This is a genomic window from Streptomyces sp. NPDC041108, from assembly GCF_055592645.1.
Genome location: NZ_JBVIYK010000005.1, coordinates 400,280 through 417,950, shown reverse-complemented (window position 1 = coordinate 417,950; position 17,671 = coordinate 400,280). Strand labels below are relative to the sequence as shown.

The window sequence follows — 17,671 nt, the reverse complement described above, 5'->3', positions numbered from 1 at the left end:
CGGGGTGCCCCGCCACGAGTGCGGCACGCGCGCGGGGAGCACGGTCACGCCGTCGCGCGTACCCGCGCACGCCGGGCGGCCACGGTTCACGCTCCCCGGTCGTCGACTCCGCGCGCGGGGCGGGGAGTTCCGGTGTCCCGGGCGGCAGATCCCGGACGCGGCAGCGGAGTTGGAGGCCGGTGCCGACGCGGCCCGGGAACGCACTTCGGGCCCGCGTCCTGGTGGACGCGGGCCCGAAGTGTCATCGGCTAGTGCTCAGCCGTGTGTGCGTTCAGCTCTGGCCGCCGGCCAGCTTCTCGCGCAGCGCGGCCAGGGCCTCGTCCGAGGCGAGGGCACCGGAGGTGTCCGCACCCTCGGAGGAGTACGAGCCTCCACCCGCGGCCGGAGCCGCACCCGCGGCGTCGCCGCCCTCGGCCGCGGCAGCGGCGTCGGCCTCGCGGGACTTGATGACCTGGGCCTGGTGCTGCTCGAAGCGCTGCTGCGCCTCGGCGTACTGGCCCTCCCAAGCCTCGCGCTGGGTCTCGTAGCCCTCGAGCCAGTCGTTGGTCTCGGGGTCGAAGCCCTCGGGGTAGATGTAGTTGCCCTGGTCGTCGTACGACGCGGCCATGCCGTACAGCGTCGGGTCGAACTCGACCGAGGCCGGGTCCGAACCGAAGGACTCGTTGGCCTGCTTCAGCGAGAGGCTGATGCGACGACGCTCGAGGTCGATGTCGATGACCTTGACGAAGATCTCGTCGTTGACCTGGACGACCTGCTCCGGGATCTCCACGTGGCGCTCGGCCAGCTCGGAGATGTGGACCAGACCCTCGATGCCCTCGTCCACGCGGACGAACGCACCGAACGGAACCAGCTTCGTGACCTTGCCGGGCACGACCTGGCCGATCTGGTGGGTCCGGGCGAACTGCTGCCACGGGTCTTCCTGGGTCGCCTTCAGCGACAGGGAGACGCGCTCGCGGTCCATGTCGACGTCGAGGACCTCGACCGTGACCTCCTGGCCGACCTCGACGACCTCGGAGGGGTGGTCGATGTGCTTCCAGGACAGCTCGGAGACGTGGACCAGACCGTCGACGCCACCCAGGTCCACGAAGGCACCGAAGTTGACGATCGAGGAGACCACGCCGGAGCGGACCTGACCCTTCTGGAGGGTCGTGAGGAACGTCTGGCGGACCTCGGACTGGGTCTGCTCCAGCCAGGCACGGCGGGACAGGACCACGTTGTTGCGGTTCTTGTCCAGCTCGATGATCTTCGCCTCGAGCTCCTTGCCCACGTAGGGCTGGAGGTCGCGGACGCGACGCATCTCGACGAGGGAGGCCGGCAGGAAGCCACGGAGGCCGATGTCGAGGATGAGACCACCCTTGACGACCTCGATGACGGTGCCGGTGACGATGCCGTCCTCTTCCTTGATCTTCTCGATGGTGCCCCAGGCGCGCTCGTACTGGGCGCGCTTCTTCGAGAGGATCAGGCGGCCTTCCTTGTCCTCCTTCTGGAGAACGAGGGCTTCGATCTCGTCGCCGACCTTGACGACCTCGTTGGGGTCGACGTCGTGCTTGATCGAGAGTTCGCGGCTCGGGATGACACCTTCGGTCTTGTAACCGATGTCGAGCAGGACCTCGTCCCGGTCGACCTTCACGATGACGCCGTCGACGATGTCGCCGTCGTTGAAGTACTTGATCGTCTCGTCGATCGCGGCGAGGAAGGCTTCCTCGTTACCGATGTCGTTGACCGCTACCTGCGGGGTGGTGGCGGTGGTCTCGGTGCTGCTCGTCATGTGGGAAAGGGCTCCGGTACGGACGGTGAGTCGTAGGTACTGCTACGCCGGGAGCCCGTATCGCTCTGAAGAAGCCGGACAGCCTAGGAAGCGCCACGGAAATCCGGTGGCGCCTCGACAACCGAGGGGACATACGACAGATGCGAGCGCAGCCTGCTAGGTCTGAGGTGCGCAGGCCCGCAGCGCAACTTGTAGCATACGGGGGCAGCCAGGCAGGGTCAATGCGCGAAGGCGCACACCCGGGGCGGAACGCCGCATACCCGGCACAAAACCTGTCCCTTGAGGCCACGCAGGCCTGGAAGACCCCTTCCGTGACACCACCGGAGCGGGTCCGCCACGCAGGTTACGGAAGAGTACGACGAGGGAGCCGATCATCCAAGAGCCCGAAGTCCACGAAACCCCCGAGGTCCACGGGGCCCCCGGCGCACCCGGGGCCGACGAGGCGGAGGCCACCCGGCGCGAGGCCGGCGTGACCGAGAGTTCCCGGGCCAACCGGGGCTGGTGGGACCGCAACGCCGACGAGTACCAGATCGAGCACGGCACCTTCCTCGGCGACGACCGTTTCGTGTGGGGCCCGGAGGGGCTCGACGAGGTGGAGGCGGAGCTGCTGGGGCCGCCCGAGGACCTGAAGGGCAAGGACGTCCTGGAGATCGGGGCCGGCGCCGCGCAGTGCTCGCGCTGGCTGGCCGCCCAGGGTGCCCGCCCGGTCGCCCTGGACCTCTCCCACCGTCAGCTCCAGCACGCCCTGCGCATCGGCGGGTCGTTCCCGCTGGTGTGCGCCGACGCCGGCGATCTGCCCTTCGCGGACGGCTCCTTCGACCTGGCGTGCTCGGCGTACGGGGCGCTGCCCTTCGTCGCCGACCCCGTGCGCGTGCTGCGGGAGGTCCGTCGCGTGCTGCGCCCCGGCGGCCGCTTCGTCTTCTCGGTGACCCATCCGATCCGCTGGGCGTTCCCCGACGAGCCCGGCCCCGAGGGCCTGTCCGTCTCCGGCTCCTACTTCGACCGCACGCCGTACGTCGAGCAGGACGAGGAGGGGAACGCCGTGTACGTCGAGCACCACCGGACGGTCGGCGACCGCGTCCGGGACGTCGTCGCGGCGGACTTCCGGCTGGTCGACCTGGTCGAGCCGGAGTGGCCCGCCTGGAACACCTCCGAGTGGGGCGGCTGGTCCCCGCTGCGCGGGAACCTGATCCCGGGGTCGGCGATCTTCGTGTGCGAGCGGGACTGAGACCGGACCGGGAGGGGGCGGGTCCGGCGGGCGCCGGAACGCGGCTCCCTCGCGTACGGGTGAGGCTCGCGTAGAGGGAGGAGAGAAGGAGCGGCACGCGCGGGGGTGGGACCTTTCCGGCGGCGTACGACACTGGGGGCGTGATCCGTTACCACGCCCTGGACGCACTGCCCGTGCGCGACGCCCTGCCCGCGCTGGACGACGCCCTGGACGGGCACGGCACGGCGGTGCTCGTCGCACCGCCCGGGACCGGCAAGACGACACTGGTGCCCCTGGCCCTGGCGGGGCTGCTGGACGGCGGCCCCGTACGGCGGGTGGTCGTCGCCGAGCCTCGGCGGATCGCCGCGCGGGCGGCGGCGCGGCGCATGGCGTGGCTGCTGGGCGAGGAGGTCGGCGCGAGCGTCGGCTACACCGTGCGCGGCGAGCGGGTCGTCGGGCGCGACGCGCGCGTGGAGGTCGTCACGACGGGTGTCCTGCTGCAACGGCTGCAGCGGGACCAGGAGTTGCCGGGCGTCGACGTCGTGGTGCTCGACGAGTGCCATGAGCGGCATCTGGACGCGGACACGGCGGCGGCGTTCCTGCTCGACGTGCGTGCGGCGCTGAGGCCCGGGCTGCGGCTGGTGGCGGCGTCGGCGACGACGGACGCGGAGGGCTGGGCACGGCTGCTCGGCGGGGCGCCGGTGGTCGCGGCGGAGGGCGTCTCGTACCCCGTCGAGGTGGTGTGGGCGCCGCCGTCGCGTCCGGTGCGGCCGCCGCACGGGATGCGGGTGGACCCGGCGGCGCTGACGCATGTGGCGTCGGTGGTGCGGCGGGCGCTGGCCGAGCGGGAGGGCGACGTGCTCTGTTTCCTGCCGGGGGTGGGGGAGATCGCGCGTGTGGCCGGGCAGCTGGGGGGCCTCGGTGACGTGGAGGTGCTCCAGGTGCACGGCCGGGCGCCGGCGGCCGTGCAGGACGCGGTGCTCACGGGCGGGGACGGGCGTCGGGTGGTCCTCGCGACCTCGGTGGCCGAGTCCTCCCTGACCGTGCCCGGGGTGCGGGTGGTCGTCGACTCCGGGCTCGCGCGGGAGCCGCGCGTCGACCACGCGCGCGGGATCGGCTCGCTGACGACGGTACGGGCCTCGCGGGCGGCCGGGCGGCAGCGGGCCGGACGTGCCGGGCGCGAGGCCCCCGGCACGGTCTACCGCTGCTGGTCCGAGGCCGAGGACGGCCGTCTGCCGCGCTTCCCCTCGCCGGAGATCAAGGTGGCCGACCTGACCGCGTTCGCCCTCCAGGCGGCCTGCTGGGGCGATCCGGACGCCTCCGGGCTCGCCCTTCTGGACCCGCCGCCGGGCGGGGCGATGGCGGCGGCCAGGAACGTCCTCTCCGCGATCGGCGCGGTCTCCCCCACCGGACACGCCACGGACCGGGGCGCCCGCATGTCCCGGCTCGGCCTGCACCCCCGGCTGGCCCGTGCGCTCCTGGACGCGGCACCGCTGGTGGGGGCCGAGCGGGCCGCCGAGGTCGTCGCGCTGCTGAGCGAGGAGCCCCCGCGCGCCTACGGCGACGACCTCGGCGGGGCGCTGCGGTCCGCCCGGCGCGGGGGTGACGCCTACGCGGCTCGCTGGCGCACGGAGGTGCGGCGTCTGCGGAGCGCGTCGGCGTCCGGGTCCGCGGCGGCGGACGCCGGCGCGGGTGGCGGTGGCGGCGCGGGTGCCGGTGGCGGCGCGGGTGCCGGTGAGGAGTGGGGGGTGGGGGTGGTGGCGGCGCTGGCGTTTCCGGAGCGGGTGGCTCGGGAGGACGGGGGCGCGTATCTGATGGTGTCCGGGACGCGGGCCGAGGTGGGCGAGGGGTCCGGGCTGCGAGGGGCGCCCTGGATCGCCGTGGCCGTCGCCGACCGGGCGGCGGGGGCGGGGCACGCGCGCGTGCGGCTCGGCGTCGCCGTCGACGAGGGAATCGCGCGGGAGGCGGCCGGGAGCCTGTACGGCCGCGGTGAGGAGGTCGGGTGGCGGGACGGGGACGTCGTCGCCCGGCGGGTGGAACGGCTGGGGGCCGTGGAGCTGGCGGTGCGGCCGTTGCGGGAGGCGGCCCCCGGGCTCGTACGGGAGGCGTTGCTGGAAGGGCTGCGGGTCGAGGGGCTCGGGCTGCTGCGGTGGTCGCAGGACGGCATTCGGCTGCGGGAGCGTCTGGGCTTTCTGCACGCGCGGCTCGGCGCACCCTGGCCCGATGTGTCCGACGCCGCTCTGCACGCGCGCGTGGAGGAGTGGCTGGAGCCCGAGCTGGGCCGGGCACGGCGTAGGGCGGACCTCGGGCGGATCGACGCCGGGGAGGCACTGAAGCGGTTGCTGCCGTGGGCCACGGGAGACGCCGTACGGCTGGAGGAGCTGGCGCCCGAGCGGATCGAGGTGCCGAGCGGGTCCCGGATCCGGGTCGACTACGCGCGGCCCGAGCAGCCGGTGCTGGCGGTGAAGCTGCAGGAGATGTTCGGGCTGCGGGAGTCGCCGGTGCTGGCCGGGGTGCCCGTGCTGGTGCATCTGCTGTCCCCCGCCGGGCGGCCCGCCGCCGTCACCGCCGATCTCGCGTCCTTCTGGAAGGACGGGTACCGGGCGGTGCGGGCGGAGTTGCGCGGGCGGTATCCCCGGCATCCCTGGCCGGAGGACCCGGCGACGGCCGAGCCCACCCGGTACACGAACGCGCGGCTCAGGCGTTGACCGGCTCCGACGCCGGGGGCCTGCTGGACTCGGCGGCGCCGGGCCGGCGGCCGCGGGCCTCGACCCACAGGGAGAGGGCGAGGAGCGCGATGCCGAGGCCGAGGAAGCCCCAGGGCAGGTACGAGGTCATGAGGAGGACGATCAGGCGCTGGGACGTCACGAGGTCGACGGTGTGCTCGATGTAGTCCTCGCGCATCTTCACGTGCCCGGCGAAGGCAGTCACCTTCTCGCGGTCGCCCAGGAGGGTGCCGCCGCGGAGTTCCTCCTTGTGGATCTCCTCGCCGTAGACGGGGGCGCCGGTGACGGGTTCCACCCAGAACTTGCGGACCGTGGTGTACCAGCGGGTCGTGCCGGTTCCGGCGACGGTCTCCCGGGTGATGCCCTCGACTGGCATCACCCGGGGGAAGGGGACCTTCGTCCAGGGGACGGTCTGCTCGAAGTAGTAGACCTCGACGCCCCGGAAGTCCTGGGTGCCCTTGTAGTGGATGGGGGCGGTGATCCGGGCCTGGGCGTCGAAGTACTCGTAGTCCCTCTTCTCCGTGAGGAAGGGCCACTTGAATTCCAGGCCCTCCCGTTTCACGGGGTCGCCGTCGACCGACTCGCCCTTGGCGTGCACGGGTTCCTGGGTGTGGGCGTCGAAGATGTAGCGCTCGGGGATGCGGGAGACCATCTCGCCGTCGGGGCCCTGGACGTACGACAGGCCGTCCCAGACGACGACGTCCCGGTCGGTGTGCTTCTCGATCTCCTCGGATGCCTCCACGTCGCCTTTGAGGGTCTGCACGATGGTGACCTTCGGGACCCTGCGGGCCGTCATGGTGGCGTAGTCGAGGAGGGTGGCGTCCTTCGCCTCCAGGACCATGTCCTGGTACTGGTTCGCCGGGATCTTGGCCAGGCGTGGGAAGGCGTACCAGCGCACCAGCGGGGACAGGGCGGTGAAGAACACGGCGAGCGCGAGCAGGATCAGGCCGGCCCTACGACGCATCTCGGCCTCCCTCCCGGGCGGTTGCGGGTGTGCGGCCACCCTCGGCTGTGCGGCTGTGGACGTGCGGCTACGGATGTGCGGGGACCGTCGTCAGCAACGGCTTCGGTGAGGTCTCGCCCGTCGGTGAGCCCAGCGCCGTGACCGTGAACACCAGGGCGAAGGCGAGGACGAGACCGGTGGCGGCGGCGATCAGAGCGCGCATACGGACCTCCCGACTACGGCCTTACGACTACGGGTGTCATGACTACGGGGCCTGACGACCACCGGTCTGACGACTACGGGCCTTACAACTACGGCCTTACGAGTACGGGCCTAACGAGTACGGCCTGACGACTACGGGCCTGACGAACGGAAACTGATACTGCGTCAGATCTGGCACCGTAGCAACGGCCGGGCGAGATGAGAACACGTTGCACACACAACGACGGCGGCGCCCCTCCGGAAGAGGGGCGCCGCCGTCGTGGCCGCGGGCGCGGCCATGCGGGTCAGGACGCGCTGGGGCTCGGCGTCGTGGGCTCGGCCGACTCGGTCGGGGCGGTCGTCTCCGCGGGCGCCTGCACCGTCAGTTCGAGGGTGAGGGTCGCGCCGCCCTCGGTCTCGACGCGGAGCAGGAACGTGCCGGTGGCGTCGTCCGCGTAGAGCTTCGGGAGCTTGAGGACGCCGTCCTCGTCGGTCTCCAGGGCGAAGGTGCGCACGGGCTTGTCGCCCGCGTCCTTGAAGTAGGGGCCCTTGTCGTTCTCGGTGGGGTCGAGGAGCGAGGTGACGAGGGTCGCCCGGGCGGCGACCTTGTCCGCGATCTCGCCCCGGTAGGTGGCCTTCACCGTGATCTGCTCCGCGAACTCCCCGCCCGGGACGCAGGTCAGCGCGGCGGTGCCGACGCGGGCGAGGGCGTCCGCCGCGCGGGCGGTGACGATGGCCTTGTGCTCCAGGGCGGCCACGGTGCGGCCCACGACGGTGGTGCGGATCGTGAGGCCACCGGTCTTCTCGCCGGCCACGAGCGCGGGCGCGGTGGCCTTGCCCGTGCTGTCGGTGAGGACGGTCGCGACCTTCTCGCCGCCGGTGAAGGTGGTGTCCGTGTCGCCGACGACGGTGAAGCGGACCCGGACCTTCGCCACGGCCTTGCCCGCCTTGGTCTCCGTGCGGGCGGCGAGCTTGCCGGTGAAGGTGTCGCCGGCCATGGCGGTCAGACTCGCCGCACCCGCGTTCTCCAGGTGGTGGACCGAGTCGGTGGGGGTGCCCGGTGTCGTGGGCGGGTTGGTGCTCGGCGGGGGCGGGGTGGTGCCGCCGCCGCCCGGCCCGCCGGGCTTGGGCTTGGGCTTGCCCGGCTTGCCCGGCTTGGGCGGGGTGGGCTTGGGGCTCGGTGCGGAGCCGCCGGTGCCGTTCCCGGTGCCGGTGTTGTTGCCTGTTCCGGTGCCGTTCCCGGTGCCGTTGTTGCTGCCGCCGCTCGGCGTCTCGGGCAGGGAGCCGGTGCCGTCCGGGATCTCGTGGGCGCCCTTGCGGTAGTGCGCCAGCCACGACATGACGGTGTTGTAGTACTCCGTCGAGTTGTTGTAGCTGAGGATCGCGCTGCGCAGGTTCGCGGCGTTCGACAGGTCCCAGTCGAAGCGGCACAGGTAGTGGCCGGCGGCGAGGGCGGCGTCGTAGACGTTGTTGGGGTCCTCGGCGCCGTCGGCGTTGCCGTCGCGGCCCGCCCACTTCCAGGTGGACGGGATGAACTGCATGGGGCCGACCGCGCGGTCGTGCGTGCTGTCGTCGTCGTACACGCCGTTGTCGGTGTCGCTGATGTTGGCGAAGCCGTTGCCGTTGAGCGGGGGGCCGAGGATCTTCTTGCCGATCGTGGTGCCCTCGGCGTCGACACGGCCGCCACCGGCCTGACCGGACTCCACCTTGCCGATGGCGGCGAGGAGCTGCCAGGGCAGGTTGCAGCCGGGCTTGGACTCCCGCAGGGCCGCCTCGGCCTTCTTGTAGGCGTCGAGGACGGTCGCGGGTATCCCGCTCTCGCCGGCGCCGGTCGCGCCCGGGGCGCCACCCGGTCCCGTGGTCGGGGTGGGGCTGTCCAGGGGCGGGAGGTCCGTGTAGTACTGCGAGTTGCCCGTGGCGGTCTCGTCGGCCTGGGTGCTCATCTCCGGCGAGGGTGAGCCCATGGTCTGTCTGCCGGAGCTGTCGGTGGTCACCCCCGGGGCCTGGGAGGCGGCGAGCGCCGCTACCGTGGCCGCGGCCAGGGCGGTCGTGGCCGCCCCCTTGCGGAGCCTCAAACCGAACTGCGCCGCCATTGAGTGAACCCCTCCCCGGTGGTCGAACGCGTCAACGTTCATTCCGCTTACTGCCGTGTAGTACCGCTTCTTGACGTCTCGGGCGTTTTTCCGGTTTCGACGGACCGGCTTTCCCGCACAGGTACACCGACTCCGGAGTTCCGGTCTTGGTTGCCCTGTTCCGGCATTCCTTTTCCAGAACTCCGGCGGCCAACCCTTCGACCGGCGCGACGACCCAGGCGACCCTACGACAACTTCCGTTGCCCGGACACCCGTTCGCGCCCGATATTCACCGATTGGCCATATCGGATTGCTGTCACGCGGGCACCCTTCGGACGGCTGGGGACAGGTCACGCATACTGGCGACCGGTCATCGCCGGGCCGGCACGTCCGGCCAAAGTCCGTCACAGGGGGACGACTTGCCCTTCACGCTCAGCCACGCGGCCGCCGTACTGCCCGCCCTGCGGGGGAACGGGACCGGGCGCGGGCCTCTGGTGCCGTCGGTGCTCGTCGCCGGTTCGTTCGCGCCCGACCTGACCTACTACGTGGCGAGTGTGCTGCCGGAGGCCATGGAGTTCGGCGACGTCACGCACTCCTTCGCCGGGGTGTTCACCGTCGACGTCCTCGTCACCTGGGCGCTGGTCGGGCTGTGGCTGGTGCTGCGGGAGCCGCTGGTCGCCCTGCTGCCGAGGGGGCGGCAGGGGCGGGTGGCCGCTCTGGTGCGCTGTGGCGCGGGGGCGCGGGGGTTCAGTCCCTCGCTGGCCCTGTGGTGGTACGTCTCCGCGGCCCTCGGCTCGCTGACCCATGTCGTGTGGGACGCGTTCACCCATCTCGACCGGTGGGGGATGCGGCTGTTCCCCGTCCTCGGCGAGGAGATCGCGGGCTCGCCGCTCTACTGGTACCTCCAGTACGGCGGCTCCGCGGTCGCGGCGGTCGCGATCACCGTCTTCGTCGTGGTGGCCCTGCGCCGGCAACCCCCGGCGGACCCCGTGGGCGTGCCCGTGCTCTCCTCGGCCGACCGGTGGGTGGCGGGCGCCGTCATCGGGGGCTGCGCGCTGGTCGCGGCCGTCCAGCGGGTGGCCCGCTGGTGGGCGACCTGGGGGTCGGTGGCCAAGCCGTACGAGGTGATCCCGACCGTGTGCTTCGGGGCGGGCGCCGGGCTGGTGGCCGGCGTGGTCCTCTACGGCGTCGGCGTCAGGGCGCGGCGCCCGGTTCCTGCCGCTGCGGCGCCCGCAGCCGACGCGGAGGCGGACAACCCGGTCCGCCGCTGAGTGCCGAACGCCGGGTGGGGGCGCCGCTGGGGATGCGGGGCCTGGCGGCGCGGGCGGCGTACGGGGGGACGTGGCCGAGGAGGGCCGCCAGGGGGTGGGTCAGCGGCCAGGGGTAGAGGCTGTGCGGCCGCCGGACGCGTGGGCGGGCCCAGGGGCCCTGGGTGAGACGGGTCCGCACCCCTGACAGGCGGGTGGCAGCTGTCGCTGTTCGGCGGCGGAGCGTGCGTATGCCCATGCGGGCATCCTTGCGGCTGGGCGCGGGTGGGGGCGCCCTGGTGTGGGCCGGGCGGGTGAACGCGGGCGGGCCGTGGGTGCGGGTTCCTCGACGGGTGCCGGCCGTCGGCGCGGGTTCCGTCGACGGGTGCGGGTCCGGTGGGGGTTCGTCGCGCGGTTCCCCGCGCCCCTGAAGGACAGGGGCTGCGCCCCGTGCCTTTCGCCGGCCCGCAGGTCCGTCGTCTCGACGGGCGAGGGGAACCGGGGCGAGACCCCCACCGGGCCCCGCCCCCGAGGCCCGGCCGTGGCCGGCTAGTGCGCCGCCGACTCCCAGTCCGGGCCGTGGCCCACCGAGACGTCCAGCGGGGCCCTCAGGTGCACCGCGTTGGCCATCTCGTGGCGCAGGAGCTGCTCGGTGCGGTCGCGTTCACCCGGGGCGATCTCGAGGACGATTTCGTCGTGGACCTGGAGGAGCATGCGGGAAGCGAGACCGGCCTCGTCCAGAGCCCGGCCGACGTTCAGCATGGCGATCTTGACGATGTCGGCGGCGGTGCCCTGGATGGGCGCGTTGAGGGCCATCCGCTCGGCGGACTCGCGACGCTGGCGGTTGTCGCTGTTGAGGTCGGGCAGATAGCGCCGGCGCCCGAACAGCGTCGCCGTGTACCCGGTCGCCCGCGCCTCGTCCACGACGCGGCGCAGATAGTCCCGTACGCCGCCGAAGCGTTCGAAGTACGCGTCGATCAGGGCGCGCGCCTCACCCGCCTCGATGTTCAGCTGCTGGGAGAGGCCGAACGCGGACAGCCCGTAGGCCAGGCCGTACGACATCGCCTTGATCTTGCGGCGCATCTCCGCGTCCACCGCCGACTGCTCCACCCCGAAGACCTGTGCGGCCGCCGTGGTGTGCAGGTCCTCGCCGGAGGTGAACGCCTCGATCAGGCCCTCGTCCTCGGAGAGGTGGGCCATCACCCGCAGTTCGATCTGGCTGTAGTCCGCCGTCATCAGGGACTCGAAGCCCTCACCGACGACGAAGCCGCGTCGGATGGCGCGGCCCTCGTCGGTGCGGACCGGGATGTTCTGGAGGTTCGGGTCCACGGACGACAGGCGGCCCGTGGCGGCGACCGTCTGGTTGAACGTGGTGTGGATGCGGCCGTCCGCGGCGATCGTCTTGATCAGGCCCTCGACCGTGACGCGGAGCTTCGCCTGCTCACGGTGGCGGAGCATGATGACCGGCAGTTCGTTGTCCGTCTGGCCCGCGAGCCACGCGAGGGCGTCCGCGTCCGTGGTGTAGCCCGTCTTCGTCCGCTTGGTCTTGGGCAGACCCAGCTCGCCGAAGAGGACCTCCTGGAGCTGCTTGGGCGAGCCCAGGTTGAACTCGTGCCCCGCCGCCGCGTGCGCCTCCTTCACCGCCTGCTGCACGGCGCCCGCGAACATCTGCTCCATGGCCTCCAGATGGGCCCGGTCCGCCGCGATGCCGTGGCGCTCCATCCGGGCCAGGAGCGCGGAGGTGGGCAGTTCCACGTCCCGGAGGAGGCCGGCCGCGCCGACCTCGTCCAGGCGCTCGCCGAAGGCCTCGCCGAGATCGAGGATCGCGCGGGCCTGCACCATCAGAGCGTCGGCCTCGGCGCCCTCGTCCGCGCCGAAGGCCAGCTGGCCGTCGGCCGTGGCGGCGGGGGCCAGCTCGCGGCCCAGATACTCCAGGGTGAGCGCGTCCAGGTCGAAGGAGCGACGGCCAGGCTTGACCAGGTACGCGGCGAGGGCGGTGTCCATGCCGACGCCCTCGACGGTCCAGCCGTGCTCGGCGAAGACCCGCATCGCGGCCTTGGCGTTGTGGAACACCTTCGGCCTCGCGGGGTCGGCGAGCCAGGCCGCCCACGCGGTCTCGTCCGCCTCGTCCAGCCCGGTCGGGTCGAACCAGGCGGCCGCTCCCCCGGCCGCGGCGAGCGCGATCTCGGCGACCGAGCCCGCGCCGAGCGCCCAGGTGTCGACCGTGGCGACGCCGAGGATCTCCGTGCCGTGCTCGGCGATCCAGGGGGCCAGCTCGCCGGAGCCGAGGACCGTGCCGTCCACCTCGACGCCCGGGGCGGCCGGCGGGCCGGCCTCGGCCTCCTCGGCGCCCGGGTCGACGGCCAGCAGGCGCTCGCGCAGCGACGGGTTGCGGATCTCCAGGGTGTCCAGGACCATCGCGACGGCCTTGCGGTCGTACGCGGCGCGCTCCAGGTCGGCGACGCCCTTGGGCAGGTCGACCGTGCGCACCATCTCGGTGAGGCGGCGGTTGAGCTTCACGGCCTCCAGGTGGTCTCGGAGGTTCTGCCCGGCCTTGCCCTTGACCTCCTCGACGCGCTCGACGAGATCGGCGAACGAACCGAACTGGTTGATCCACTTCGCGGCGGTCTTCTCGCCGACGCCGGGGATGCCGGGGAGGTTGTCGGACGGGTCGCCGCGCAGGGCCGCGAAGTCCGGGTACTGGGCCGGGGTGAGACCGTACTTCTCGAAAACCTTCTCCGGGGTGAACCGGGTCAGCTCCGAGACGCCCTTCGTCGGGTAGAGCACGGTGGTGTGCTCGCTGACGAGCTGGAAGGAGTCGCGGTCGCCGGTGACGATGAGGACCTCGAAGCCCTCCGCCTCGGCCTGGGTGGCGAGGGTGGCGATGATGTCGTCGGCCTCGAAGCCGTCCACGGCGAAGCGGACGGCGTGCATCGCGTCGAGCAGCTCACCGAGCAGCTCGACCTGGCCCTTGAACTCGTCCGGGGTCTTCGAGCGGTTCGCCTTGTACTCGGTGAACTCCTCGGAGCGCCAGGTCTTGCGGGAGACGTCGAACGCGACCGCGAAGTGGGTGGGGGCCTCGTCGCGCAGCGTGTTGGCCAGCATCGACGCGAAGCCGTAGATCGCGTTGGTCGGCTGGCCCGTCGCCGTCGTGAAGTTCTCCGCGGGCAGCGCGAAGAACGCGCGGTAGGCCAGCGAGTGCCCGTCCATGAGCATGAGCCGGGGACGGCTGCCGCCGGGGGTGCTGTCGGTCTTCTTCGATCCAGTCTCTGCCACGAACCCGATCCTGCCACGTACCACTGACAGCCGGACCCCAGGGACGTACCGAGCCCCGCTCCGGACGCGGAGACCGCCCGCCCCCACGGAGCCGGGAGCCGGCCGAGCGCCGCCGGGCGGGGCCGCGTTCGCCCCCGCCCGGCCCCCACCGTCCCCGGCCCCTCGCCGTCGGTGACACGTGCGAGGATCGGAGGCGTAGCCTCACGCCCGAACAGCACGTGTATGCGAATGGGGAGCAGCGATGGCCGGCAAGGCGCCGAAGAGTGACCCGGTTCAGGACGCGCCGCAGGTCGCGGAGCCCAAGCACGCGGCCGCGGGCCTGCCGGCGATCGGGCACACGTTGCGGATCGCGCAACAGCAGATGGGTGTGAAGCGGACCGCGCTGACGTTGCTGCGGGTCAACCAGAAGGACGGCTTCGACTGCCCGGGCTGCGCCTGGCCCGAGCCGGAGCACCGGCACGCCGCGGAGTTCTGCGAGAACGGGGCCAAGGCGGTCGCCGAGGAGGCCACGCTCCGCCGGGTCACCCCCGAGTTCTTCGCCGCCCACGGCGTGGCCGACCTCGCCACGCGCAGCGGCTACTGGCTCGGCCAGCAGGGGCGGCTCACCCACCCCATGTACCTGCCCGAAGGCGGCGACCGGTACGAGCCGGTGACCTGGGAGCGCGCCTTCGACATCGTCGCCGAGGAGCTGAAGGCCCTCGCCTCCCCCGACGAGGCCCTCTTCTACACCTCGGGCCGGACGAGCAACGAGGCCGCGTTCCTGTACCAGCTGTTCGCCCGCGAGTTCGGCACCAACAACCTGCCGGACTGCTCCAACATGTGCCACGAGTCGTCGGGCTCCGCCCTGTCCGAGACGATCGGCATCGGCAAGGGCAGTGTCCTCCTGGAGGATCTGTACAAGGCCGATCTGATCATCGTGGCCGGGCAGAACCCGGGGACGAACCACCCCCGGATGCTCTCCGCGCTGGAGAAGGCCAAGGCGAACGGCGCGAAGATCATCACCGTCAACCCGCTGCCCGAGGCCGGCCTGGAGCGGTTCAAGAACCCGCAGACCCCGCAGGGCATGCTCAAGGGCGCCGCCCTCACCGACCTGTTCCTGCAGATCCGCATCGGCGGCGACCAGGCCCTGTTCCGTCTCCTCAACAAGCTGGTCCTGGAGACCGAGGGCGCGGTCGACGAGGAGTTCGTCCGCGGACACACCCACGGGTACGAGGAGTTCGCCGAGGCGGCCCGCGCGGCCGACTGGGACGAGACGCTCACGGCGACCGGGCTCACGCGCGAGCGGATCGACGAGGCGCTGCGCATGGTCCTCGCCTCGAAGCGGACCATCGTCTGCTGGGCGATGGGCCTCACCCAGCACAAGCACTCGGTGCCGACCATCCGCGAGGTGGTCAACTTCCTCCTGCTGCGCGGCAACATCGGCCGCCCCGGCGCGGGGGTCTGCCCGGTGCGCGGCCACTCCAACGTGCAGGGCGACCGCACGATGGGCATCTTCGAACGGCCCGCCCCGGCCTTCCTGGACGCCCTGGAGCGGGAGTTCGGCTTCGCCCCGCCCCGGGAGCACGGCTACGACGTCGTCCGGGCCATCAGGGCCATGCGCGACGACAAGGCGAAGGTCTTCTTCGCCATGGGCGGCAACTTCGTGTCGGCCTCCCCCGACACCGAGGTCACCGAGGCGGCCATGCGCCGCGCCCGGCTCACCGTGCACGTGTCGACGAAGCTGAACCGCTCGCACGCGGTCACGGGCGCGCGGGCCCTGATCCTGCCCACCCTCGGCCGCACCGAGCGCGATCTCCAGGGCGGCGGCGAGCAGTTCGTGACCGTCGAGGACTCCATGGGCATGGTGCACGCCTCCCGCGGCCGTCTGGAGCCCGCGAGCGGGCAGTTGCTGTCCGAGACGGCGATCGTGTGCCGGCTGGCCCGCCGGGTGCTCGGCGAGGACAGCCGTACGCCGTGGGAGGAGTTCGAGAAGGACTACGCGACGATCCGCGACCGCATCGCGCGCGTGGTGCCCGGTTTCGAGGACTTCAACGCGCGCGTGGCCGACCCCGCCGGCTTCGCCCTCCCGCACGCCCCGCGCGACGAGCGGCGCTTCCCCACGGCCACCGGCAAGGCCAACTTCACGGCCGCGCCCGTGGAGTACCCGCGGCTGCCCGAGGGCCGGCTCCTGCTGCAGACGCTGCGCTCGCACGACCAGTACAACACCACGATCTACGGCCTGGACGACCGCTACCGGGGGATCAGGAACGGCCGGCGGGTCGTCCTGGTCAACCCCGAGGACGCGCGGGCGCTCAAGCTCGCGGACGGCTCGTACGTGGACCTGGTGAGCGAGTGGCGGGACGGCGTGGAGCGCCGGGCCGACGGCTTCCGGGTGGTGCACTATCCGACGGCCCTCGGCTGTGCTGCCGCCTACTACCCGGAGACCAACATCCTGGTGCCGCTGGACGCCACCGCCGACACCAGCAACACCCCGGCCAGCAAGTCCGTCGTGATCCGTCTGGAACAATCGTCGACCGACTGAGCGTTTGCTCAGGGGCCGGCACGCGATCGCCGGCCGCGCTTTCGACCGACGACGGACGGAGCCCCATGGGCGAGCAGCACGACGTGAAGTTCCCGCAAGAGGTCATCGACGAGTACGCGGCCCTCGGCGTCGACCTGGTGGCGATGTTCTCCGCCGGGCATCTGGGTACGCGGATGGGCGTGCGGATCGTGGAGGCGTCGGCCGACCGGGTCGTCGGGACGATGCCGGTGGAGGGCAACACCCAGCCGTACGGACTGCTGCACGGCGGCGCGTCCGCCGTGCTGGCGGAGACGCTGGGGTCGGTCGGCTCCATGCTGCACGCCGGCAGCTCCAAGATCGCCGTGGGCGTCGACCTGAACTGCACGCACCACCGGGGCGCGCGCTCCGGGCTGGTGACCGGTGTCGCCACCCCGCTGCACCAGGGGCGTTCGACGGCCACGTACGAGATCGTCGTCAGCGACGAGGCCGGCAGGCGGGTGTGCACGGCCCGCCTGACCTGCCTGCTGCGTGACGCCCCAGGGGCCGCGGACGGGCGGACGGGGACGTCCGGCTGATGCGTGCGGGCGGGGGGCGGGCCGCCACGAAGGCGACTTCGCCTCTGGTCCCGAACGGCGGACAGGCTCTAGCGTCGGGGCATGGCAACGGGAAGAGCACCCTGGGCGCGAGCGGCGCTCGTGCCGGCGCTGCTGGCCGGCGTGCTCGCCACCGGGTGCACGACGCCGGACACGCCGGGCGCGACGGCGTCCGCGCGGGACGGCGGTGCGCCGTCCCCGTCCCCCACCCCGCGCGAGGAGGTGTGCGCGAAGCTCGTGACGTACTGGGCGCGGGAGGTGCTGGACAGCGGCGCTTACGGCGACTACCAGTCGATGGGGCTGTCGAACGGGCAGTACGAGATCCTGCGGACGGTCGTGGACGCGGCACGCGCGGAGAGCGGGCGCACCGGACCCCGGGCCGCGGACCGGCTGATCGAGCGGCGGGCGCGGACGGACTGCGAGGCGTGGTACCGCTCCGGCGGGCCCGGCGAGGAACCCTGGCGGTGAGCGGGATCGGCCCCGTGGAGCCGGGCGAGGGGACGCACCCCCGGGACGTCGTCGAGGCGGACACCGCGCCCGTGCCGGACCCTCCCCGCGGGCGGTGCGCGCGGGCGTACGCCCGCCACCGCCGTGCCGTGCTCCCGGTGGCGGCGGCCGTCGTCGTGCTGGCGGGCGGCGGCTACCTGTACGCGACCCGGCCCGAGCCGGCACCGCGGCGCGGGGCGGCCCCGCCCTACCCGTCCCAGGCGGTCGGCCTCGGCTATCTGGGCCGGGTGACCCTGCCCGCCGGAGCACCGCGCACGACCTTCGGCTTCGAGGTGGAGCTGCGCGTCCTGTCCGGCCCCCCGGTGACCGTCGAGCGGATGACCCAGCCCTACGCGGGGCTCTCCCTGCGTACGGACCCGCGTACTCCGGTACGGATCGGGACGGACGGGCCCCGGCGGATCGTCGTCACCATGCGCGTCACCGAATGCGGGAAGGCACCCGAGAACCCCGGGCTGCCTTTCCTGGACGTAACTCTACGTAATACGCGCGCAATGGAAGAGCACAGTTTCATGCTGGGCGAGCGCTACGCGCAGGACCTCTCGGACGCCCTTCAGGTCGCCTGTAGCAACGATTCCGTGTCATCACCAAAAGCGTGAACACTCCTGAACCTACCCGCGTCGATCCTGCGGAT

11 protein-coding genes and 1 pseudogene are annotated in these 17,671 nt (G+C 72.5%); 7 read left to right on the top strand and 5 right to left on the bottom strand.

The genetic code is table 11. The features are described 5' to 3' along the window. Positions 1 to 271 precede the first annotated feature (271 nt). Positions 272 to 1,768, bottom strand: a complete 1,497-nt coding sequence (gene rpsA / locus ACZ6BB_RS17555) for a 30S ribosomal protein S1 (RefSeq protein ID WP_086800035.1) — start codon at positions 1,766 to 1,768, stop codon at positions 272 to 274. 311 nt (positions 1,769 to 2,079) lie between these two features. On the opposite strand from rpsA, the pseudogene ACZ6BB_RS17550 reads away from it, so the two are divergent. Further along, positions 2,080 to 2,996, top strand: a pseudogene (locus ACZ6BB_RS17550) (class I SAM-dependent methyltransferase). 140 nt (positions 2,997 to 3,136) lie between these two features. Next, positions 3,137 to 5,683: an ATP-dependent helicase HrpB gene (gene hrpB / locus ACZ6BB_RS17545; protein WP_471616050.1), complete on the top strand. Its 2,547-nt coding sequence runs from the start codon at positions 3,137 to 3,139 to the stop codon at positions 5,681 to 5,683. Here hrpB and pgfA read toward each other — a convergent pair. The 3 genes from pgfA to ACZ6BB_RS17530 all read right to left on the bottom strand — a co-directional run bounded on the left by pgfA (position 5,673) and on the right by ACZ6BB_RS17530 (position 8,938). Continuing rightward, positions 5,673 to 6,665, bottom strand: a complete 993-nt coding sequence (gene pgfA, locus ACZ6BB_RS17540) for a cell envelope lipid trafficking protein PgfA (protein WP_471616049.1) — start codon at positions 6,663 to 6,665, stop codon at positions 5,673 to 5,675. The two genes, hrpB and pgfA, sit on opposite strands and share 11 nt — an antisense overlap. 67 nt (positions 6,666 to 6,732) lie before the next feature. After that, positions 6,733 to 6,867, bottom strand: a complete 135-nt coding sequence (locus ACZ6BB_RS17535) for an SPW_0924 family protein (RefSeq protein ID WP_275459200.1) — start codon at positions 6,865 to 6,867, stop codon at positions 6,733 to 6,735. A gap of 283 nt (positions 6,868 to 7,150) precedes the next feature. After that, positions 7,151 to 8,938: a lytic transglycosylase domain-containing protein gene (locus tag ACZ6BB_RS17530; RefSeq protein WP_471616048.1), complete on the bottom strand. Its 1,788-nt coding sequence runs from the start codon at positions 8,936 to 8,938 to the stop codon at positions 7,151 to 7,153. Positions 8,939 to 9,336: 398 nt separating this feature from the next. Between ACZ6BB_RS17530 and ACZ6BB_RS17525 the strand changes: the two genes are divergently transcribed. Further along, positions 9,337 to 10,188: a DUF4184 family protein gene (locus ACZ6BB_RS17525; protein ID WP_471616047.1), complete on the top strand. Its 852-nt coding sequence runs from the start codon at positions 9,337 to 9,339 to the stop codon at positions 10,186 to 10,188. 525 nt (positions 10,189 to 10,713) lie between these two features. On the opposite strand, the gene polA is transcribed toward ACZ6BB_RS17525, so the two are convergent. Next, positions 10,714 to 13,440 carry a DNA polymerase I gene (gene polA / locus ACZ6BB_RS17520; protein ID WP_471616046.1) on the bottom strand — a complete coding sequence of 909 codons (2,727 nt, stop codon included), beginning with the start codon at positions 13,438 to 13,440 and terminating at the stop codon, positions 10,714 to 10,716. A gap of 241 nt (positions 13,441 to 13,681) precedes the next feature. On the opposite strand from polA, the gene ACZ6BB_RS17515 reads away from it, so the two are divergent. The 4 genes from ACZ6BB_RS17515 to ACZ6BB_RS17500 all read left to right on the top strand — a co-directional run bounded on the left by ACZ6BB_RS17515 (position 13,682) and on the right by ACZ6BB_RS17500 (position 17,636). Continuing rightward, positions 13,682 to 15,961 (top strand): FdhF/YdeP family oxidoreductase, encoded by a 2,280-nt coding sequence (locus ACZ6BB_RS17515; protein WP_471616045.1) that lies wholly within the window; start codon positions 13,682 to 13,684, stop codon positions 15,959 to 15,961. A 65-nt stretch (positions 15,962 to 16,026) separates the two neighbouring features. After that, the gene (locus ACZ6BB_RS17510; protein ID WP_319363995.1) at positions 16,027 to 16,515 is read left to right on the top strand and encodes a PaaI family thioesterase; all 489 of its coding nucleotides are present in this window, start codon (positions 16,027 to 16,029) and stop codon (positions 16,513 to 16,515) included. Positions 16,516 to 16,596: 81 nt separating this feature from the next. Beyond that, positions 16,597 to 17,001 carry a hypothetical protein gene (locus tag ACZ6BB_RS17505; protein ID WP_471616044.1) on the top strand — a complete coding sequence of 135 codons (405 nt, stop codon included), beginning with the start codon at positions 16,597 to 16,599 and terminating at the stop codon, positions 16,999 to 17,001. Beyond that, positions 16,998 to 17,636, top strand: a complete 639-nt coding sequence (locus ACZ6BB_RS17500) for a Tat pathway signal sequence domain protein (RefSeq protein ID WP_471616043.1) — start codon at positions 16,998 to 17,000, stop codon at positions 17,634 to 17,636. Before ACZ6BB_RS17505 ends, ACZ6BB_RS17500 begins: the two co-directional genes overlap by 4 nt. Positions 17,637 to 17,671 lie beyond the last annotated feature (35 nt).

Bases quoted from the DNA above. Each gene is read 5' to 3' on its own strand.
- ACZ6BB_RS17535 (WP_275459200.1), bottom strand. From the start codon at position 6,867: ATGCGCGCTCTGATCGCCGCCGCCACCGGTCTCGTCCTCGCCTTCGCC.
- ACZ6BB_RS17515 (WP_471616045.1), top strand. From the start codon at position 13,682: ATGGCCGGCAAGGCGCCGAAGAGTGACCCGGTTCAGGACGCGCCGCAG.
- pgfA (WP_471616049.1), bottom strand. From the start codon at position 6,665: ATGCGTCGTAGGGCCGGCCTGATCCTGCTCGCGCTCGCCGTGTTCTTC.
- ACZ6BB_RS17505 (WP_471616044.1), top strand. From the start codon at position 16,597: ATGGCAACGGGAAGAGCACCCTGGGCGCGAGCGGCGCTCGTGCCGGCG.
- ACZ6BB_RS17530 (WP_471616048.1), bottom strand. From the start codon at position 8,938: ATGGCGGCGCAGTTCGGTTTGAGGCTCCGCAAGGGGGCGGCCACGACC.
- rpsA (WP_086800035.1), bottom strand. From the start codon at position 1,768: ATGACGAGCAGCACCGAGACCACCGCCACCACCCCGCAGGTAGCGGTC.
- ACZ6BB_RS17510 (WP_319363995.1), top strand. From the start codon at position 16,027: ATGGGCGAGCAGCACGACGTGAAGTTCCCGCAAGAGGTCATCGACGAG.